The organism is Streptomyces sp. NPDC002206, assembly GCF_053593595.1.
Map to the genome: position 1 here is coordinate 204,974 of NZ_JBSFCW010000008.1, position 19,663 is coordinate 224,636.

The following is a 19,663-nucleotide window of genomic DNA, read 5'->3' on the forward strand; positions in this document are numbered from 1 at the left end:
ACGCGTCCGGCATACCGCGTACGGAGTACGGCGGGGGAGGAGCGTACGTCTCAAGGAGGCTCGGCAGTTCCCCCTTCCGGCAGCCCGGGAGCGCGGAACGGGCGCTTAGGGTCGAGACATGCATACCCCTGACTCCCGATGGCGCCGATGGTCCCGCGGACGCGGCCGGTGGGCGGCGGCCGTGGCCGCGCTCGTCGTGCTGGCGGGCGCCGGCATCTGGACCGCGGCGGCCGACGACAGCGCGCCCGCGGTGCACCGCGAGGACCGGATGATGCGGGTGGACGGGGTGTCGATCGACACCTCGTACTTCACGTCCGGGGGTTCGCAGCGCCGGCCCGCCGTGCTGATCGGGCACGGCTTCGGCGGCTCCAAGAACGACGTGCGCGCGCAGGCCGAGAAGTTGGCCGGTGCCGGTTACGCCGTCCTGACCTGGTCGGCCCGCGGGTTCGGGAAGTCCGGCGGGGAGATCTCGCTCAACGCACCCGGCCGCGAGGTCAAGGACGTGTCCGGGCTGATCGACTGGCTGGCCCGCAGGCCCGAGGTGCAGCTGGACGGCAAGGGCGACCCGCGCGTCGGCGTCACCGGTGCCTCGTACGGTGGCGCGGTCTCGCTCCTCGCCGCCGGGCACGACAAGCGCGTCGACGCCATCGCACCGGTGATCACATACTGGAACCTCGCCGACGCGCTGTTCCCCGACGGGGTCTTCAAGAAGCTCTGGGCGGGGATCTTCATCACCTCGGGCGGCGGCTGCGACAGGTTCGAGAAGCAGCTGTGCGACATGTACGAACGGGTCGCCGTCTCCGGGAAGCCGGACGCCGCCGCCCGTGCCCTGCTGACCGACCGCTCCCCGTCCGCCGTCGGCGACCGCATCAAGGTGCCCGCGCTCATCGTGCAGGGACAGACCGACTCCCTCTTCCCGCTCGGTCAGGCCGATGCCATGGCACGCACCATCAGCGGGAACGGTGCACCCGTATCCGTCGACTGGATCGCGGGCGGGCACGACGGCGGGGACCTGGAGAGCGGTCGGGTCGAGAGCCGGATCGGGTCATGGTTCGACCGGTACCTGAAGGAGGACAAGGGCGTCGACACCGGGCCCGGCTTCCGCGTCACCCGTACCGGAGGCATCGACTCCACCGATGGGGCCGCCCTCCAGCGCGGCGCGAGCAGCGACCACTACCCGGGGTTGTCGAGCGGCGGCCGGCAGATCGCGCTCACGGGCACGGGAGGCCGACAGGAGATCACGGGCCTGGGCGGGAGCAGCGGCCGGGGCGGCACACAGGACGACGCGAACGGCGACGCACAGGACAGCGCCTCCGCCGGTCGGCGGACGCAGGCCTTCCGGAACCCGGCCGGCGCCAACCCGCCCGCCATCTCCGCCGTCCCGGGCGTCGGCGGCGGACTCGCCCAGCTCTCCACCCTCGGCGTCGGACTCTCGCTCGACTTCCCCGGCCAGTACGCCCGCTTCGACTCCGCACCCCTCGGCACATCGATGCGTATCACCGGATCACCCACCGTCCGCGTGAAGGTGACGGCCGGGCAGGGTGATGCGGTGCTGTTCGGCAAGGTGTACGACGTGGCGCCGGACGGGCGGCAGCAGGTGCTGCCCGCCCAGCTCGTCGCCCCCTACCGGATCGCGCCCGCGCAGCAGAACAAGACCGTCGAGCTGACCCTGCCCGCCATCGACCACGCGCTCGATGCCGGACATCGGCTCCGTCTGGTCCTCTCCGCCACCGACCTCGGCTACGCCTCACCGGCCGAGCCGACCACGTACACCGTCTCCCTCGACGGCCCGCTGACCGTTCCCACCGCACCCGCGGTGAAGACCGCGTCGGCCGGACTGCCGTGGTGGACCTGGGGACTTCCCGCCGCAGCCGCCGTCATCGCTCTCGCGCTGCTGCTCACCGCACGCCGCCGCACCGCGACCCCGGCCCCGGACCCGGTGCTCGCCGATGTCCCCCTCCAGATCACCGGCCTGTCCAAGAAGTACGCCAGGTCCGCCGACCGGTACGCCGTCAAGGACCTGTCCTTCCGGGTCGAGAAGGGCCAGGTCCTCGGGCTCCTCGGACCGAACGGGGCGGGAAAGACCACCACCCTGCGGATGCTGATGGGGCTCATCGGCCCCGACGGCGGCGAGATCCGCGTCTTCGGGCACGCCATCCGGCCGGGCGCGCCCGTGCTGTCCCGGGTCGGGGCGTTCGTCGAAGGGGCGGGATTCCTGCCGCATCTGTCCGGGCGGGCCAACCTGGAGCTGTACTGGCAGGCCACCGGACGCCCCGCCGAGGACTCGCACATCGAGGAGACCCTGGAGATCGCCGGACTCGGCGACGCGCTGGCCCGCGCGGTGCGGACGTACTCGCAAGGCATGCGGCAGCGGCTCGCCATCGCCCAGGCGATGCTGGGCATGCCGGACCTCCTCATCCTCGACGAGCCGACCAACGGCCTCGACCCGCCCCAGATCCGCGAGATGCGGGACGTGATGATCCGGTACGCGGCCGGGGGCCGGACCGTCATCGTCTCCAGCCATCTCCTCTCCGAGGTCGAACAGTCCTGCACCCACCTGGTGGTCATGGACCGTGGCCGGCTTGTCCAGGCGGGCCCGGTCGCCGAGATCACCGGCTCCGGCGACACGCTGCTGATCACCACCGCGGCCGAGGTCGCCGAACCGCTGGTGGACAAGGTCGCCGCGTTGCCGGGCATCGACTCCGCGGTCCGTACCGACGACGGGCGCGGGCTGCTCGTACGGCTCGACGGAGCCACCTCGTCCTCCGCGCTGATCGCCGAACTCGTCCGGCTCGACGTGCCGTTGACCGGTGTCGGACCGCACCGCCGCCTGGAGGACGCGTTCCTCACCCTGATCTCCGGAGGCTCCGAATGAGTGCCGCAGTCGATGTCACCGACGCCGAAGCCCGCGGATACCGGGCGCGGCACACCCTGCCGCTGCGCGTCGAGGCCGTACGGCAGCTGCGCAGGCGTCGCACCCTGCTGATGGGCGGGGTACTGGCGGCCCTCCCGTTCATCCTGATCACCGCGTTCGCGATCGGCGGCACCCCGGACTCCCGGGGCGGCGGCGACCGGATCACGCTGATGGACACGGCGACCGCGTCCGCTGCGAACTTTGCCGCGACCTGCCTGTTCGTCTCCGCCGGGTTCCTGCTCGTCGTGCCGGTGGCGCTGTTCTGCGGGGATACCGTCGCCTCGGAGGCCGGCTGGTCGTCGCTGCGCTATCTGCTGGCGGCGCCCGTCCCCCGGGCCAGGCTGCTGTGGAGCAAACTCGTCGTGGCACTCGGCTTCAGCCTGGCCGCGATGGTGCTGCTGCCACTCGTCGCTCTGGCCGCGGGAGCCGCCGCGTACGGCTGGGGGCCGCTCCAGCTCCCTACCGGCGGCGCGCTGGCGACCGGCGACACCGTGCCTCGGCTCGCGCTCGTCGTCGCGTTCATCTTTGTGTCCCAACTGGTCACCGCCGGGCTGGCGTTCTGGCTGTCGACGAAGACCGACGCCCCGCTGGGCGCGGTCGGCGGCGCGGTCGGGCTGACCATCGTCGGCAATGTGCTCGACGCCGTCACCGCACTCGGTTCCTGGCGCGAATTCCTGCCCGCGCACTGGCAGTTCGCCTGGGCGGACGCACTCCAGCCCGACCTGGAGTGGGGTGGCATGGCAAAGGGCGCGGCGATCTCGGTGACGTACGCCCTGATCCTGTTCGCGTTCGCCTTCCGGGGGTTCAGTCGTAAGGACATCGTGTCCTGACCTTGATGTTCCGAGGCGATTCGCCGCCTTCGCGCCTGCCGTTGCCGCATCGAGATTCATCCGCAACGTCTTCGTCTGCTCCTTGACGCCGTCCCGAACGTCACATTCACAAGTGCTGACACGACGTTGGGGGCAGGGAATGGAACGCCGGACGTACAGAGGGACATACACAAGGACGTTGGGTCTGCTTCTGGTGGGCGGGGTGCTGCTCACCGGCTGCGGGGGCGGGGGGAGCACCAACGACTCGGCGGTCGACCGCGCGAGCGGTAAGCGAGGGACGAGCGAGGGCGGCCAGGTCGTGCCCGCGCCGGCCCCCGGTGCGTCGGACGACGGTGCGCAGAACGCGGAGGACGGGCGGCAGAAGCCCGTGGCGCCGGACTATCTGTCCACGTTCGCACTGGACGTGGACACTGCCAGTTACGGGTACGCGCGGCGCAAGCTCACCGACGGCGAACTGCCGGGAGCGGAGACCGTACGGCCCGAGGAGTTCGTCAACAGCTTCCGCCAGGGGTACCGGCGGCCGGCCGGCAACGGCTTCTCGGTGACGGTCGACGGAGCCCTGACGGACCCCGGCGGGGGAGACGGTGCGCGGGCCGGCGACTGGTCGCTCGTACGCGTCGGTCTGGCCACCCGCGTCGCGGAGGAGCACGGCGAACGCCCGGCCGCCGCGCTCACCTTCGTGGTCGACATCTCCGGCTCGATGGCCGAACCCGGCCGTCTCGACCTGGTGAAGAAGTCCCTCTCCCTCCTCACCGACGAACTCCGCGACGACGACTCCGTCTCGCTGGTCACCTTCAGCGACGAGGCGAAGACCCTGCTGCCGATGACCCGGCTGCGGGACCACCGCGGAAGGATCCACGACGCCGTCGACTCCATGGAACCCACCGACTCCACCAACGTGGAAGCGGGCATCCGGCGCGGCTACGAGGAGGCGGTCGACGGCCACCGCGAGGGCGCCAACAACCGGGTCGTCCTGCTCTCCGACGCCCTCGCCAACACCGGCGAGACCGACGCCGACGCCATCCTCGAACGCATCGACGCCGCCCGTCGCGACTACGGCATCACCCTCTTCGGCGTCGGCGTCGGCAGCGACTACGGCGATGAGCTGATGGAACGCCTCACCAACAAGGGCGACGGCCACACCACGTACATCGCCGACGAGACCCAGGCGCGAAAGGTCTTCGTCGACCAGCTGCCCGCCCACATCGAACTGCGGGCGCGCGACGCCAAGGCCCAGGTCGCCTTCGACCCGAAGACCGTCCAGCAGTTCAAGCTCATCGGCTACGAGGACCGGAAGGTCGCCGACGACGACTTCCGCGACGACAGCGTGGACGGCGGCGAGATCGGCCCCGGCCACACGGTGACGGCGCTCTACGCCGTACGGCTCCGCGACGGCGCCGCCGGACATGTGGCGACCGCGACGGTGCGCTGGCTGGACCCGAAGACGCGGGCGCCGCACGAGCAGTCCGGATCGGTCGAGACCGGCGCGATCGACGGCAGGCTGTGGGGCGGCGACAGCGGCAGGCGGCTCCAGGTGGCCGCGGTGGCTGCGTACTTCGCGGAGGATCTGCGCGGCGGCAAGCTGCCGGGTCAGCCGGGCCTCGGTGAACTCGCCGATCGAGCGTCCGAGTTGGCGACCGACACGGAGGACAGTTCGGTCCGGAAGCTGGCGACCGCGATCGCCCGGGCGGACGGACTCAAGGGCGGCAGCGGATCGGACGGCGGGGGACAGCAGGAGGGCGAGATGGACTGACCGCGGGAGAGCCCGGAGGGCAGCGAGCCGGGGCGGCCAGGTGGCGGACAAGAGGCGGGCCGAGCGGCGGCCTTGCGGAAATGGCACCGCAGAACCCACCGCACCACGCCATGATGTGGGCCATGGCCTCCCTGCTGCTCGCGCTCGCCGCCCTCACCACCGGCCTCTACGCCGGCTTCCTGGTGTGCTTCATGATCGGGATCATGCCCGGTCTCAAGCCGCTGCCGGACGACCAGTTCGCCGCCGCGATGCGCCGCTTCAACGAGAAGGTGCCGGGGCCGGCGTTCCTCGTCCTCTTCCTCGGGGTGATCGCCTTCCCGGTCGCCGCCCTCGTCGTACCGGTCGACGGCCGGACCTCCGCCGAGGGCGGTCTCGTCGCGGGCGCTCTGGCCTGCGCGGTGCTCAGTCATCTCGTCACCGTGAGCGGCAACATCCCGCTCAACTCGGCCCTCGCGGCATCCGAGGGCGGCGACGACGGGGCGGCCCGCCGGGCCTTCGAGTTCCGCTGGAACACCCTCCACCGGATCCGCACCGTGCTGTCGACGGGTGCGTTCGCGCTGTTGGTCGCCGCGGCCGTGTAGGGCAGGCCCAGGGGGTGTCCGGTGGATCACGGCCGGGGCCGCGACGTCCGGCACCTCCCCAACTCCTCGGCTTCCCCCGGCAGCGAGTCCCGGAGGTAGGGCCGGCCCTACCTCCGGGACTCCGGCAACACGGATGGTCCGGGCGGATCGGCGTCTTCTACGGTGAGGTCATGCGCCCCCGGAATGTGTGGCAGGCCCTGGCGAGCCCCTGCTATCTGCTGTCGTCCTGGCCCTGGCGGTCGGCCGGATACCTGCTGAGCGGAGCCCTCGCAGGCATCCTCCTCCTCGTCGTGATCACGCTGGGCGTGGTGCTCGGCGGCGCGCTCTCCCTCGTGGCGGTCGGGCTGCCGCTGCTCGCCCTGACGGCCCTCTGCGGCCTCCCGGTGGGAGCCATGGAGCGGGGCAGGCTCCGCCTGATCGACCGGTTCCCCGCGCCCGATCCGCACCGCCGGCCTGCCGAACCGGGCCTGTGGAGCTGGCTGACGTACCGCTACCGGGAGCAGGCCACCTGGCGGGAACTCGGGTACGCGCTGCTGCTCGCCGTGGTCCTCTGGCCGCTCGACGCCCTCGCGCTGGCCGTCTGTGCGGCCGTCCCGCTGTCGCTGATGTCCACCCCCGCGGTGATGCAGCTGTACGGGAACGGCGAAGAGGCCCGCGTGGTGAAGCAGTGGACGGTCACCGGCTGGCCCGAAGCCTTCGCCACCGCGGCCGCCGGTCTCGTACTCCTCGCGCTCGGCTGCTGCGTCCTGGGTCTGCTGGCCGGAGCGCAGGCCGAACTGACCCGACTTCTGGTCGGCGACCGCAGAGGCGAGTTGGGGGACAGGGTCACCGAACTCACCCGCTCCCGCGTCCGGTTGGTCGACGCCTTCGAGGCGGAACGCCGCCGTATCGAACGCGACCTCCACGACGGGGCCCAGCAGCGCATCGTCGCACTCACCATGACCCTCGGACTCGCCCGCCTCGACGCCCCGCCCGGCCCCCTCGCCGACCAGCTGGCCAAGGCTCACCAGGAGGCGGGCCGGGCGCTCGCCGAACTGCGCGAGCTGATCCACGGCATCCACCCCAAGGTGCTGGCCGACTACGGCCTGGAGGCGGCCGTCGCCGACGCGGCCGACCGGTCGTCGACACCCGTCGACCTGGACCTGGCACTGCCCGACCGGTACCCGGAAGCCGTCGAGGCGGCCGCGTACTTCGTGGTCTGCGAGGCGCTGGCGAACGTCTCCAGGCACAGCGGAGCGAGCCGCGCCGAAGTGACGGGCGGTCACGCGGCGGGCCGGCTGTTCCTGGAGATCCGCGACGACGGCCGCGGCGGTGCTCGCACGGGTGGCGGAGGAACGGGACTGACCGGCCTCGCCGACCGGGTGTCCGTACTGGATGGCAGACTTGCGCTGTCCAGTCCGCCCGGCGGCCCGACCCTCTTGCGCGTGGAGATTCCTTGCGTTCCCTGTCTTCCCTGCGAACGGACCGATCGCTCCGGGTAGTGCTGGCCGAGGACAGCGTGCTGCTGCGCGAGGGCCTCATCGGGCTGCTCACCCGCTGCGGCCATGAGGTCGTCGCCGCCGTCGGTGACGCGGAAGGACTCCTCGCGGCGGTCGCCGCGCACGCGCCGGACATTGTCGTGACCGATGTCCGGATGCCGCCCGGCTTCCAGGACGAGGGACTGCGCGCGGCGGTGGAGCTCCGAACCGAGCAGCCCGCTCTGCCGGTGCTGGTGCTCAGCCAGTATGTGCAGCGTACGTACGCCGCCGACCTCCTCGACTCGGGCGACGGTTCCGGCGTCGGCTATCTGCTCAAGGACCGGGTCGGCCAGATCGAGGAGTTCGTCGACGCCCTGCGGGAGGTCGCCGACGGCGGCACGGTCGTCGACCCGGAGGTCGTACGCCAACTCCTGCGCCGCCGCCGCGATCCGCTGGAGCAGCTCACCGCCCGCGAGCGGGAAGTGCTGGCCCTGGTCGCCCAGGGCAGGTCGAACGGGGCGATCGCCGCAGAGCTGGTGGTCTCCGAGGCCGCAGTGGGCAAACACATCGGCAACATCCTCGCCAAGCTGGACCTGCCACCGGCCGACGAGACGCACCGCAGGGTCCTGGCGGTGCTGGCGTTCCTGCGCGCGTAACCCGGCCCATGGCCGGACCGGTTCGCCCTTCGACCGGGAAAGCGTGGTCACCCGGCCAAACCGGCTTGTGCGTACAGCAGTTGTGAAGCCCATCGGCTTCCCGTTCGCCAACTCCCGCGTCCGCCACGGCTTCGGCTATCGCGATTGCGCAGCGCCCGGCACGTTCGGCGCCGACAAGGCCCGCGTCGAGAGCGCCTTCCGCGCCGGCCTCGAACGGGGCTGCGCGGTGCACTCGGGCGCCGAGAAGACTGCTGCGACGCGACGGGCTGTACCTGCTACCCGGCCGTCGTCGAGCTCGGCTGCACGACAGCGGCCGACTCTGCGTAACACTCCCGGAGGTCGTCCCGGTGAGGGGCGGCAAGGCCTGGGAGCAGGCGTGCCGCTCTTTGGCGTCTTCGGCCGGGCGATGTCTCAGCGTTACGCATGGGCGACTCGTCAGTACACTGAATAAGGAAATACCACTCAATCCGGGTGTCCTGCCCTACGCGGGTTCGCGGAGGGAAGTGAGCGATGGCTGAACAGCTCCTCATGGACGAGGCCGGCGCGGCGCGACTTCGGATGATCATTGAAGCAGGTGCGGAACTCAGGGGTGCCGATCTGCTCAATTTCGCGCTGGAGCACGCGGTGACGGAGGCGGGTGGCCTGGGCGGAATGGTGCATGTGCGGGGCCCCGGAGGCCGGGGGCTGCTGCTGATGGCAAGCAGCGGGCTGGTCCGCACCGTGGCCCAGGACTGGGAAGAGATCGAGGAGCACAGCGAGACCGCGCCCGCCCGGGCGGTGAGCGGCGGCGTATCGGTATGGATGCCCGCAGCCGATGACGACCGGGCCCGTGCCGCGGAGGTCTCCGCGGAGCCCGGCACGCAGGGTGACTCACCGGGCAGCACTCACGAATCGGCCCCCGGAGACACTGTCGGTCACCACCCCCACGGTTCCGCCCCGTGGTCGCCCACCTCCGCGCTGCCCGACGGCAGTGGACTGCTGGCCGTACCGCTGCTCACCCCGGGCGGGACGGCCGGCGCGCTGTCGGTGCTCACTGTCGGTGACGGGCAGCCGACGCCGTGGCAGCGCGGGGCCGTCGAGGTGCTGGCCGCCTGGGCCGCCCTGCGGCTGCGGGACCAGTGGACGGGGCCGGACCGGACCGAAGCCGGTCGGCTGCGGGAGAAGCCGCCCGACTCCCGGCTGCCGAAGGAGCCGTCCGCTACCCTGCTGCGGCAGGCGCTGGAAGCTCTCAAGATGGGTTCCTGGGAGTGGGATCTGGCCACCGGGGAGCAAGTGTGGGACGAGTCGACCCTCGCCATCCTCGGGATGGCGGGGGAGTCCTCGAAGCAGACTTTCGAGACGTGGACCCAACTGGTCCACGCCGACGACCTGCCCTGGCTGCTCGTCGAGATCGAGCAGGCGATCCGCAACCGCCGGGTATCCGCTGTGGAGTACCGGATCTGCCGCCCGGACGGGACCAAGGGCTGGGTCAGCGCGCGGGGCCGGGTCCTGCCGGGGGAGGACGGTCGGCCCGCCCGCATGGTCGGCACGGTGTGGGACACCACTGAGAGCCGGATCGCCCGGGACTCGGTGAGCCGCGCGCTGCTGCACATGAGTGAAGCGTTCTTCGCGGTCGACAGCGGGTGGCGGATCACCTTCGTCAATGTGGAGGCGGAGCGGTTCCTCGGCGCCTCGCACGACCTCCTCGGCCGGATCCTGTGGGACGCCCTCGCCGAGATCGGCGTCGACGCCGTGGAACTCGGCCTGGAGGGGGCCTACCGGCGGGCCGCCGAAAGCGGCACACCGGGCGGGTTCGACGTGCGGTGGCCGACCAATCGGCGCTGGTACCACATGCGGCTGGTCCCGGTGCCGGACGGCCTGACGGTGTACGCCGGCGATGTCACCGAGATCCGGTCGCAGGAGGCGGAGATCGCCACCGCGGAACGCGTCACGGCCGACCGCACCGCCCGTATCACCGAGCTGACCAGCGCGCTCGCCGAGGCCCTGACCATGGAGGACGTCGTGAACGCCACCGCCGAGCGGGTCATGGCACCGTTCGGCGCCTCAGGCCTCGTCTTCCATCTCATCGAGGACGAGACGGTACGGGTCGCCGGGGCGGTCGGATACCCGCAATCGTTTCTCGACCGGGTCGACGGGGTGCCGGTCAACGACATCACCCCGGTCGAGGAGGTGCACCGCACCAGGAAGCCGACCTTCATCGACTCGGCGGAGGACTACGTCGAGCGCTATCCCGACAGGGTCGACTCCCCCGCGGCGATCAACAAGTCCGCCTGGGCCTTCCTGCCGCTGATCGTCTCCGGACGTTTCACCGGGTGCTGCGTCATCTCCTTCACCGAACCACGCCACCTCAGCGGGGAGGAGCGGGCCCTGCTCATCACGCTCAGCGGGCTGATGGCACAGGCCATCGAACGCGCCCGGCTGTTCGACGCCGAGCACACCAGGGCCCAGGAGCTCCAGCGCGGTCTGCTGCCGGAAGTTCTGCCCACGCTGCCGGCCGTCGCCGCCGCCGCCCGCTATCTGCCCGCCAACGAGGGCGTCGAGGTCGGCGGCGACTGGTACGACGTGATCCCTTTGTCCGGCGCCCGGGTGGCGCTGGTCATCGGCGATGTGATGGGACACGGTCTGTCCCAGGCGGCCACCATGGGCCGGCTGCGCACCGCCGTACACACGCTCGCCGATCTCGACTTCGCGCCCGACGAGCTCCTCAACCGCCTCAACGACGTGGTCAACGACCTCGGTGACGACTTCTACGCCACCTGCCTGTACGCCGTGTACGACCCCGTCACCCGCACGTGCACGTTCGGCTCCGCCGGGCACCCCCCGCCGGCGGTCGTGCACCCGGACGGCACCACCGAGTTCCTCACCCGCCCACCGGACCCGCCGCTGGGCGCCGCTCTGCCGCCGTTCGAGACCACCGAAGCGGTCCTGGAGGAGGGCAGTCTGCTCGTGCTCTACACGGACGGGCTGATCGAATCCGCAACCCGGGACATCGACCGGGGCATGTCCCACCTGACGAAGGCGCTGGCCACCGCCGCTGCCGCCGTACAGGACCAGGACGAGGCGGCGTCACTGGAGCGGCTCTGCGACGACATCCTGGCCGAGCTGCTGCCGGGCCAGCAGCTCACGGACGACGCCGCGCTGCTCGTCGCCCGCACCCGCGCGATACCCGCCGAGTCGATCGCCGGCTGGGTCCTCTCCGACGGCCCGATCGCCGCACAGGAGGCCCGCAACCACGTCCGGGACCAGCTGGCCGACTGGCAGCTCGACGAGCTCGCCATGACCGCGGAACTCCTGGTCAGCGAGCTGGTCGGGAACGCCGTGCGGTACGGCCGAAGCCCCATCGGACTCCGGCTGCTGCGCGCGGAGGGCCTGATCTGCGAGGTCTCCGACGGCAGCCTGACCACGCCTCGCATCCGGCACGCCACCGAGACCGACGAGGGCGGCCGCGGACTGCAACTGGTCGCCGCCCTCGCCCAACGCTGGGGCGCTCGCTACACGGCCACCGGCAAGTGCATCTGGACCGAACAGCCGGTGCCCTGATCGAGCTTCAGCCGGGCGCCGGCCGGCAGCGGTCCGTCCTTCGAACGCAAAATGCCTTCGAACGCAAGAAACGCCCCTGAGGGGGCCCATGCAGTGGCCCCTCAGGGGTGCGCCGACACTGCGGTCTCCGGGTGGCGGTCGACCGCTGGAGATCAGTTGTGGCCGAACTTTCGCTGCTTCCTGTGGGACACCGGCTCCGATATCGAGCGCACCGTGTCGGGCGCGGCCGTCGTCTGCGGCTGCTGCTCCTTCGTCTCCGTGGCAGCGCTGCGTTCATGGCCGCCAGTGCGGGCACCACGGTTCTGCCGGCTCTGTTTCTTGCTCACGATCGTGCCTCCTGTTAGCGGCTGTCGATCTCGAAAAATGGGCCACTATCAGATTCGCATGTGAGTACGAACGTCGCATTTCGGGCACCGCTGTGCGCTATGTCGCCGGGCCGGTCCGGATTGCCATCGGATGTCGTCGGGCGGCCCCATCGGGGCCTGCGCTGTGGTCAGGCGGGATAGGCGTGCGTCTGGGTCGCTTTGACCGTTGCCCAGACCGTGGCGCCCGGGTGGAGGTCGAGCTCGGCCGCGGCGACCGTGGTCAGGTCGGCGGCGAGGGGGAGTTCGCCGGCGAGGTCCGCGCGGATCTGATCGCCGTGGGTTTCCAGGCCGGCCACCTCGCACCGCCACAGGTTGCGCGCGCTGGAGCCGGTGGGGCGGTCGCGGTACAGGGTCACGGCGCCCGGCGGGAAGGCGACGAAGGCGGGGCCGGTGAGGTCCTCGGTGGTGGTGATCGCGGGTCCCGCGTCGAGTCGCACGGTGTGGCCTTCGGCGCGCCCCTTGTAGAGGTTCAGGCCGACCAGCTGGGCGATGTAGTCCGTACGCGGATGACGGGCGATGTCGGAGGGAGCGCCCTCCTGGACGATGCGGCCGTGCTCGATGACGACGAGCCGGTCTGCGAGGACCATGGCATCCAGGGGGTCGTGCGTGACCAGCACGGCGACTGCTTCGAACTCGGCGAGGTGGCGACGCAGTTGAGCGCGCACATCCAGACGGGTGCGGGCGTCCAGTGCGGCGAGTGGTTCGTCGAGCAGCAGCAGCCGGGGGCGGGTGGCCAGGGCGCGAGCCAGGGCGACGCGCTGGGCCTGGCCGCCGGAGAGGCGGCGGGGTCTGGCGCCGGCGTGGCCGGCGAGGCCCATGCGGTCCAGCCACTGTGCGGCCTGCGCGCGGGCCTCGGCCTTGGACGCGCCCTGGCAGCGGGGGCCGAAGGCGACGTTGTCCAGGGCGGAGAGGTGCGGGAAGAGCAGATAGTCCTGGAAGACCACGCCGACCGGACGGGACTCGGGCGGCGTACGGTCCAACGAGGCCCCGTCGAGGCGCAGATGACCGCCGGTGAGCGGGGTGAGCCCGGCCAGCGCGCGCAGCGCGGTGGTCTTTCCGGCACCGTTGGGCCCGAGCAGCGCGACGACGTCACCGGGTGCGGCGGTCAACGTCACGTCGAGTCGGAAGGAACTGCGCTCCACGACGAGACGGGCGTCGAGGCCGTCGCGGTGTACGGCGTCGGAGACGGGGCCGGCGGTGGCGCTGTCGATGTGGGTCATGACGTTGTCATCCAACGGTCCCGCAGCCCGGCCAGCACCGCGATCGACACGGCCAGCAGCACCAGACTGAGCGCGATCGCCGCGGCCGGGTCGCTCTGCAACGCCAGGTAGACGGCCAGCGGCATCGTCTGTGTGCGGCCCGGGAAGTTGCCCGCGAAGGTGATCGTCGCGCCGAACTCGCCCAGCGCGCGCGCCCATGCCAGCACGGAGCCGGCCGCGATGCCGGGGGCGATCAGCGGCAGGGTGACCCGGCGGAACGCGGTGAAGCGGGAGGCGCCCAGGGTCGTGGCGGCCTCCTCGTAGCGAGGGTCCGCCGCCCGCAGTGTGCCCTCCACGCTGATGACGAGGAACGGCATCGCGACGAACGCCTCCGCGACCACGACCCCGGCCGTGGTGAACGGCAGAGTGATCCCGAACCAGGAGTCCAGCCACTGGCCCACGACGCCGTTGCGGCCGAGAGCCATCAGCAGTGCCACACCGCCCACCACCGGGGGCAGGACGAGCGGCAGGGTCACCAGGGCGCGCACGAGGCCGCGTCCGGGGAAGTCCGTACGGGCCAGCAACCAGGCCAGCGGCACACCGATGACCAGGCTCACCGCCGTGGCCGCGGTGGCGCAGACCAGGGACAGCTGCAGCGACTGCCAGACCTCCGTACTGGTGAGCTGGTCGGGCAGGCTGCGCCACGGCGCCCGTACGAGCAGCGCGACCAGGGGCAGCAGCAGGAACGCCAGGCCGATCAGCGCAGGCACCAGCAGCGGGAGCGGAACCCCCGCGCGGCGGCGCCGGACGCGCCCGCGCCGCGGCCCGCCCGGGACGGGCTCGACCGCGGCGTCGGACTTGTCGAACGAGGTCACGGCTTGAGGAACCCGGCCTCGGTCAGGACCTTCTGGCCCTCGGCGGACTGCACCAGTTCGATGAATGCCTTTGCCGCGTCCGCGTTGGGCGCGTCCTTGAGCAGGGCGATCGGGTAGTCGTTGACTGCGTCGGCCGACTCGGGGAACTCCACGCCTTCCACCTTGTCACCTGCCGCCTTCACGTCCGTCTTGTAGACGACCGCGGCGTCGGCCTCCTTCAGCTCGACCTTGGTCAGGGCGCTCTTGACGTCCTGCTCGTACGAGACGGGGGTGAGCTTCAGATTGCCGGCGTCGAGGGCCTTCTGCGCGGCGGCGCCGCACGGCACGGTCTTGTCGCACAGGACGACCTTGAGACCGGCCTTGGTGAGGTCCTTGAGGGAGGAGACCTTGTCGGGGTTGCCCGGCAGGGTGGCGATCTCCAGCTGGTTGCGCACGAAGGTGGACGGGGTGCCGGACGCGTCCTTCGCGTCGGTGACGATCGCCATGGTCTTGGGGCTGGCGGCGGCGAAGACGTCGGCCGGGGCCCCACCCGTGATACCGGCGGCGAGGGTGTCGCTGCCACCGAAGTTGAAGGTGACCTTCGTACCGGGGTGTTCCTTCTCGAACTCCTCGCCGAGGGTCGTGAAGCTTTCCTTGAGCGAGGCGGCGGCGAACACCGTCACCGTGCCGGAAAGCTTCTTCGACGAGTCCGTGGGGGCCGAGGCGGACGAGTCCGGCTTGGCCGACGAGTCGTCGGACGAGGAGCAGGCGCTCAGTGCCAGCAGCGCAGCGGTACCGGCAGCGGCCACCTGCAGGGTCCGGCGGGTCCGGCGTGCGGAACGGGTCATCACGGGTCCACTCCCTCTGATTCTTCTCTGTCCGGCCCGAGGATGATCCGGCGGCCCGGCTCGTCGTGCTCGGCGTGCAGCCTGCCGCCGTCGACCCGGCGCCCGAGCACGTCGACACCGACGCCCGTCAAGGCAGCCGCCTCCCCGATCCGGTGGGCATGCACATGGGGATGATACTGCCGCAGATGCAAGGGGGAAGTCTCCTGTTGCATTGCATGAGCTGGACGGTTTGTGGACAGGGTGGGCATGTGCGTTTGTACGGGACTGCGGTCCGGGTACCGTCATCCGGGGAGGTGGTGGCCAGTGAGCCGGGCCTTGACGGAACGGGTTGCCGATCCGGTGGCGGAGCTCGCCCTGACCGGGGACCTCGCGCGCCCGGCCCGGCTGACCGTGTCCGACCTGCTCGCCTGGCCCCAGCATCGCGTGCGGGTCAGCTTCGAGTGCGCCACCAGCGGCATCCAGCATCACGGCTTCACGGGACCGCTGCTGCACGACGTCCTGTCCGCCGCCGGTCCCGTCTTCGACCCGGCTCGGCGCAAGGACCGCCTTCGCTTCCTGATCGCCGTGACGGGCGCGGACGGCCACCACGCCCTGCTCTCCTGGGCGGAGATCGACCCGGACTTCGGCCGTGCCGCCGTCCTGCTCGCGGTCAGCATCGACGACACCCCGCTCGACCGTGCCGGACCTCAGCTCGTGCTGCCTCAGGACCGCTGCGGGGCCCGGCACATCAGCGGCATCAACGCGATACACGTGGACGGTGGTTACACCTCGTGGACGTGACACCGGCGAGCGAGAGGAGTTCGGCGAGCCCGGCCGATCCGGTGGGCGTCCTGGTCGCGGAGCACGTACCGCAGGAGACAGGCGGGGCAGGCGGCGCATGCTGCTGCGTCGGCCGGAGCATCTGGTCGCGCACGCCCCGGGAGCGGCACTTCGTCCGGGCGGCGGCCGCCCGTTACGTCTGCGGGGCATGCTCCTGCTTCGTAAACGCGTGATCCACGGGGGCCGTCGCCCGTGAGCTCCGCGTCAGGCGCGGTCGATGTGCACGTTCGTCGACTTCACACGGGCGGTGGCCTCCATGCCGACCTCCAGGCCCAGCTCCTCCACGGCCTCCCGGGTGAGCAGCGAGACCAGTCGGTGCGGACCGGCCTGGATCTCCACCTGGGCCGCGATATCGCCGAGCTTCACGGCGGTGACGATGCCGGGGAAGGCGTTGCGGACCGAGGTGTACGAGGCGTCCTCCTCACCACTCCCGGTCCTGGCGAGCTCCACGGAGAAGGCGGCCAGATCCTTGCCGTCGATGAGCCGCCGCCCACCCTCGTCCCGGTGGGTCGCCACCCGGCCGGCATCCGCCCACCGCCGTGCGGTGTCGGGACTCACGCCCAGCAGCCGGGCGGCCTGGCCGATTGTGTAGGACTGCATGTGCGCCAACATAGGTGCACTCACCCGCGGGACCCAAACAGGCCCCGGGACGCGTCGATCGCGCGCCGGATCTGCGACGTTGTCGCCGAGCAGTGATCCGCCCCGTCAGCCGCCCCGGAAACCGGCTCCCTCCGTGGTGGCCGCGCCGGGTTCATCAGGCCCCCGGCGCCGTGCGGGCGACCGACGGGCTGGTGGTCGGGCCCGGGACGAGGGTTTCCGTGGGGTCGGTGCCGAGGTGGACCACGTGGTTGTGCTCGTCCACGTGGACCACACTGGTGCGCAGCGCCAGTGCCTTCGTCGCCCAGGTGCTGATCAATCGCGAGGGCATCACCTGGGGCGAGTCGCAGCTGTACGACCGCGAGCGCACCCCGATCTTCCGGACCACGCTGCTCGAGCCGCTCGAGTCGATCGTCATCGACGACCGTCGGGTCTTCCACGGCGTCTCCGACGTCACCCCTACCCGGGGTTGACGTCGATACGCGTTGCTAGTTCGGCCAGTGAGGACTCAACGTGAGCACTGGCGATCGGGTCGAAGTCGGCTACTTCGGGTGCTGTGGAGAGGTAGTTGGAGGGCTCGATCCCCCAGGCCTCGATCAAGCTCCATCCAGCCTGGATCTCGGCGGTCTGTCCGTCTGTGGACGACACTCGCAGCCATGCCGTGCACTGGTCGGAGAAGTCGTACGGCAGGTAGACGGGGTCGCCACCATCCCTGTGCCTGAGGATCTGCGCGCCCCACTGCACCAGCGGACCCGCGAGCCTCGCGCCCAGGCCGCCTGGAGCAGTCGGGGCTCATCGATCGCGAGGTAGTACGAATCGCATTTGCGATGGTGGGAGCCGGCGCGCGGCCGATGCGCAATCGGAGAACGTTGTGAGCCCCCGTCTGGAGAGGCGATCAGGGTGCAGAGCAACGTCCGCCGGCATGAGCGTTCTCTTTGAGTGCGCGCTTGTGATGAGGTGCTTGCCGTCGTGGCTCCTGACATGGGACCGGCCCCGTTCAGCGCGTCGAGCAGGCGGATCGCGTAGACCCCGGGCATCCGCTCGGTGATCTGTTCCGGGGTGAGCCAGTCGACGGCCGTTGATTCGGCGGAGGTCCCCGTCCACCTCGCCACCTACGCCCGATGCATCTCCGGTCAGCTCAAGGGGGAGGCGGTCACGGAGGGTTGGCCGCCATCCGGCAGGCACCGTTCGCGGCGCCGCCCGGCACGCCGGCCCCGGTCAGGGCACTCGCACAGCCTTGCAGGTCACCGTGCACACCCTGGGTGCACGCCGTTCTGACGGTGTCCGAGACTTCGACGCCCGCCTGCTGAACCATGTTTGTGCAGGCCGGGATGTCCGCGTGGGCGGCGGAGGCCACGCCGCCGAGTGCGAGGGTCAGAACGGTGAGGACTCCGGCTGTACGGGCCGACGTGCGCATGGGAGCCACCTGCTCTCAAGGATTGGTCGGGGACTCGCGGATACAAGGTGCCGAGCAGCGGACGCGGCCTGTGTACAACTGTGGTCCCGGGCCCCCGCACCCGTCGGCTCGGCAGGACCGCCCCTTCTCCATTCGACGCTAGAACAGTCCGCCGCCGCGCGCACTCCGGCCCGGTGGCGGGACACTTTCTAGTGCGTTGTCCGTGATGGTGGGCCGGGTCGGTTTGACGATCTCGGGCCTACCGAGCTGAGCCCCTGGCCGAGCTGCGCCAGGCCGGCAATACCCGCCGCTGATCACACAAGCATCGTCTCTCGCGTGACCCGGTGAATGTTCCTCGGTGGCCGCGAAGGTGACGGGCAGCACCGGCTGGGTCCGGTCCTCTCTGAACTTGGGAATCACCGAGCATCAGCGACACGGCATGTCGCTGACCTGCGGTGATACGCGCAGGGGGTCGTCCAGGCCGCCAAAATGGCGACGGCTACCGCGACTTCGTCATGCTCGGCGGGGCGCATGGCAAGGACGGCAGGGTCACCGTCGTCTACGGCACGTCGACCGGCCCCGGCACGCGAGTCCAGACCATCCATCAGGACTCGCCCGGCATACCCGGCGCGGTGGAGCAGGGTGACGATTGGGGATTCGCCGCCACCAGCGCCGACCTCGACCGGGACGGCTACGCCGACCTGGCCGTCGCCTCACCGGGCGAGGACGTCGGCGACATTCAGGGCCGCGGGGGGCTGACCGTCGTCTGGGGCGGTGCCAAGGGCCTCGGTTCCGGCACCGTCTTCCACTCGCCCGTCGCGCCGGAGTACCCGGGCCAGGGCGACCAGTTCGGGCTGGACGTCGTGGCCGGCGACTTCGACGGCGACGGTGACCAGGACCTCACCGCTCTCAGCGGCAGCCGGGCTGGTGTCGTCCTGCTCAAGGGCCCCTTCACCCGCACCGGTGGACGCGGCGGCTGGCAGTCCCTCGGCAGCGGCTACGGCTATTTGGACGCCTCCCAGCTGGTGGCAGGCCGGGTCACCGCCGATGCCGCCACTGACCTGTACATCCTTGGCCGCGATCTCCAAGGCGGCTACGACGACGTGGACCTGCGGGCCTACTTCCACCGCGGAGGCAGCGATTTCACCCGGCGCGCGGGCGAGATGCGCGTGCCCGACGACGGCGGCCACCAGATCGGCGGCGGCCCCATAACCACCATCGGCGACTTCGACAAGGATGGCTACGGCGACCTCGCCATCGGCCGCGGCTATGAGCGGCCGGACGGGGAACGGGGTTACGTCACAGTCCAGTACGGCGGCTCCGCCGGGCCGAACACGGCACGCAAACCGCTGAAGTTCACTCAGGACACGGCGGGCGTACCCGGCTCTTCGGAGAACGAGGACTACTTCGGCGCCGCCGTCGCCGCCGGCGACGTCAACGGCGACGGATACGCGGACCTCGCCATCGGGGCCCCCGGCGAGGACTTGGCGGGCAAGCGCCAGGCCGGCATGGTCACGGTGCTGCTCGGCCGTGCAGGGGGTTTGTCCGGCAGCGGAGCCAAGGCGTACGACCAGAACACCTCCGGTATCGCGGACGCCGTCGAGAACGACGACTACTTCGGACGGAACCTCAAGCTCACCGACTACACCCGGGATGGCCGCGCCGACCTCATGGTGGACACGAACGACTGGCTGGACAACACCCGGTCGGGCCTTGTCCACATGCTGAAGGGCTCGACGTCCGGGACTATCGGCACCGGCTCGAAGTCGTACACCGCGATCTCGCTCAAGCTGTCGTACACCACGCTCGGCGGCCCCTTCACCCACTGACCAGGGGAGTGCATCCCTGCGGACG

At 71.0% G+C, this 19,663-nt stretch carries 18 protein-coding genes and 1 pseudogene; 11 read left to right on the forward strand and 8 right to left on the reverse strand.

What is annotated here, in order from left to right:
* The first annotated feature begins 118 nt into the window (after positions 1–118).
* From ACWCP8_RS17985 to ACWCP8_RS18020, 8 genes are all read left to right on the forward strand, one after another.
* Positions 119–2,875, forward strand: coding sequence for an alpha/beta fold hydrolase (locus ACWCP8_RS17985; RefSeq protein ID WP_352262320.1), 2,757 nt, complete (start codon positions 119–121; stop codon positions 2,873–2,875).
* Complete coding sequence (locus ACWCP8_RS17990; protein ID WP_352262318.1) at positions 2,872–3,744, forward strand: ABC transporter permease; 873 nt, start codon at positions 2,872–2,874, stop codon at positions 3,742–3,744. Before ACWCP8_RS17985 ends, ACWCP8_RS17990 begins: the two co-directional genes overlap by 4 nt.
* Before the next feature lie 139 nt (positions 3,745–3,883).
* Positions 3,884–5,497 (forward strand): YfbK domain-containing protein, encoded by a 1,614-nt coding sequence (locus ACWCP8_RS17995; protein ID WP_451116835.1) that lies wholly within the window; start codon positions 3,884–3,886, stop codon positions 5,495–5,497.
* A 122-nt stretch (positions 5,498–5,619) separates the two neighbouring features.
* On the forward strand, positions 5,620–6,078 hold the full coding sequence (locus ACWCP8_RS18000) for an anthrone oxygenase family protein (protein WP_352262314.1): 459 nt from the start codon (positions 5,620–5,622) through the stop codon (positions 6,076–6,078).
* Positions 6,079–6,248: 170 nt separating this feature from the next.
* A complete protein-coding gene (locus ACWCP8_RS18005; protein ID WP_451116837.1) occupies positions 6,249–7,559 on the forward strand; it encodes a sensor histidine kinase in 1,311 nt (436 codons plus the stop codon).
* Positions 7,559–8,191 (forward strand): response regulator, encoded by a 633-nt coding sequence (locus ACWCP8_RS18010; RefSeq protein ID WP_451116839.1) that lies wholly within the window; start codon positions 7,559–7,561, stop codon positions 8,189–8,191. Before ACWCP8_RS18005 ends, ACWCP8_RS18010 begins: the two co-directional genes overlap by 1 nt.
* Positions 8,192–8,273: 82 nt before the next feature.
* Complete coding sequence (locus ACWCP8_RS18015; RefSeq protein WP_451116841.1) at positions 8,274–8,642, forward strand: phospholipase A2; 369 nt, start codon at positions 8,274–8,276, stop codon at positions 8,640–8,642.
* Positions 8,643–8,701: 59 nt separating this feature from the next.
* Positions 8,702–11,731 (forward strand): SpoIIE family protein phosphatase, encoded by a 3,030-nt coding sequence (locus tag ACWCP8_RS18020; protein WP_352262306.1) that lies wholly within the window; start codon positions 8,702–8,704, stop codon positions 11,729–11,731.
* A 152-nt stretch (positions 11,732–11,883) separates the two neighbouring features.
* Here ACWCP8_RS18020 and ACWCP8_RS18025 read toward each other — a convergent pair whose 3' ends face one another.
* From ACWCP8_RS18025 to ACWCP8_RS18045, 5 genes are all read right to left on the reverse strand, one after another.
* The gene (locus ACWCP8_RS18025; protein ID WP_352262305.1) at positions 11,884–12,057 is read right to left on the reverse strand and encodes a hypothetical protein; all 174 of its coding nucleotides are present in this window, start codon (positions 12,055–12,057) and stop codon (positions 11,884–11,886) included.
* 167 nt (positions 12,058–12,224) lie between these two features.
* Positions 12,225–13,316 (reverse strand): ABC transporter ATP-binding protein, encoded by a 1,092-nt coding sequence (locus ACWCP8_RS18030; protein ID WP_451116844.1) that lies wholly within the window; start codon positions 13,314–13,316, stop codon positions 12,225–12,227.
* Positions 13,313–14,170, reverse strand: a complete 858-nt coding sequence (gene modB / locus ACWCP8_RS18035; protein WP_352262303.1) for a molybdate ABC transporter permease subunit — start codon at positions 14,168–14,170, stop codon at positions 13,313–13,315. The genes ACWCP8_RS18030 and modB overlap by 4 nt, the downstream gene beginning before the upstream one ends.
* Positions 14,167–14,997 carry a molybdate ABC transporter substrate-binding protein gene (modA, locus tag ACWCP8_RS18040; protein ID WP_352262301.1) on the reverse strand — a complete coding sequence of 277 codons (831 nt, stop codon included), beginning with the start codon at positions 14,995–14,997 and terminating at the stop codon, positions 14,167–14,169. Before modA ends, modB begins: the two co-directional genes overlap by 4 nt.
* Positions 14,997–15,161: a hypothetical protein gene (locus ACWCP8_RS18045; protein ID WP_451116847.1), complete on the reverse strand. Its 165-nt coding sequence runs from the start codon at positions 15,159–15,161 to the stop codon at positions 14,997–14,999. Before ACWCP8_RS18045 ends, modA begins: the two co-directional genes overlap by 1 nt.
* A 151-nt stretch (positions 15,162–15,312) precedes the next feature.
* Here ACWCP8_RS18045 and ACWCP8_RS18050 point away from each other — a divergent pair, with 151 nt between their 5' ends.
* Complete coding sequence (locus ACWCP8_RS18050; RefSeq protein ID WP_451116849.1) at positions 15,313–15,777, forward strand: molybdopterin-dependent oxidoreductase; 465 nt, start codon at positions 15,313–15,315, stop codon at positions 15,775–15,777.
* Positions 15,778–16,020: 243 nt separating this feature from the next.
* Here the strand turns inward: ACWCP8_RS18050 and ACWCP8_RS18055 are convergent, their stop codons facing one another.
* Entirely contained in the window at positions 16,021–16,416 is a 396-nt protein-coding gene (locus ACWCP8_RS18055) for a TOBE domain-containing protein (protein WP_313937349.1), read from the reverse strand.
* 275 nt (positions 16,417–16,691) lie between these two features.
* Between ACWCP8_RS18055 and ACWCP8_RS18060 the strand changes: the two genes are divergently transcribed.
* A complete protein-coding gene (locus ACWCP8_RS18060) occupies positions 16,692–16,886 on the forward strand; it encodes a 2OG-Fe dioxygenase family protein (protein WP_451116851.1) in 195 nt (64 codons plus the stop codon).
* A gap of 478 nt (positions 16,887–17,364) precedes the next feature.
* Here ACWCP8_RS18060 and ACWCP8_RS18065 read toward each other — a convergent pair.
* Positions 17,365–17,507 (reverse strand): annotated as a pseudogene (locus ACWCP8_RS18065) (NUDIX hydrolase); the annotation flags it as partial.
* Between the two features lie 59 nt (positions 17,508–17,566).
* Positions 17,567–17,830: a hypothetical protein gene (locus ACWCP8_RS18070; protein ID WP_352262291.1), complete on the reverse strand. Its 264-nt coding sequence runs from the start codon at positions 17,828–17,830 to the stop codon at positions 17,567–17,569.
* A 434-nt stretch (positions 17,831–18,264) separates the two neighbouring features.
* On the opposite strand from ACWCP8_RS18070, the gene ACWCP8_RS18075 reads away from it, so the two are divergent.
* Entirely contained in the window at positions 18,265–19,638 is a 1,374-nt protein-coding gene (locus ACWCP8_RS18075) for an FG-GAP and VCBS repeat-containing protein (RefSeq protein WP_451116853.1), read from the forward strand.
* Positions 19,639–19,663: the final 25 nt, after the last annotated feature.

Coding starts and splice junctions, on each gene's coding strand:
- ACWCP8_RS17985 (WP_352262320.1), top strand. CDS start 119: ATGCATACCCCTGACTCCCGATGGCGCCGATGGTCCCGCGGACGCGGC.
- ACWCP8_RS17990 (WP_352262318.1), top strand. CDS start 2,872: ATGAGTGCCGCAGTCGATGTCACCGACGCCGAAGCCCGCGGATACCGG.
- ACWCP8_RS17995 (WP_451116835.1), top strand. CDS start 3,884: ATGGAACGCCGGACGTACAGAGGGACATACACAAGGACGTTGGGTCTG.
- ACWCP8_RS18000 (WP_352262314.1), top strand. CDS start 5,620: ATGGCCTCCCTGCTGCTCGCGCTCGCCGCCCTCACCACCGGCCTCTAC.
- ACWCP8_RS18005 (WP_451116837.1), top strand. CDS start 6,249: ATGCGCCCCCGGAATGTGTGGCAGGCCCTGGCGAGCCCCTGCTATCTG.
- ACWCP8_RS18020 (WP_352262306.1), top strand. CDS start 8,702: ATGGCTGAACAGCTCCTCATGGACGAGGCCGGCGCGGCGCGACTTCGG.
- ACWCP8_RS18030 (WP_451116844.1), bottom strand. CDS start 13,316: ATGACCCACATCGACAGCGCCACCGCCGGCCCCGTCTCCGACGCCGTA.
- modA (WP_352262301.1), bottom strand. CDS start 14,997: ATGACCCGTTCCGCACGCCGGACCCGCCGGACCCTGCAGGTGGCCGCT.
- ACWCP8_RS18055 (WP_313937349.1), bottom strand. CDS start 16,416: ATGCAGTCCTACACAATCGGCCAGGCCGCCCGGCTGCTGGGCGTGAGT.
- ACWCP8_RS18070 (WP_352262291.1), bottom strand. CDS start 17,830: ATGCGCACGTCGGCCCGTACAGCCGGAGTCCTCACCGTTCTGACCCTC.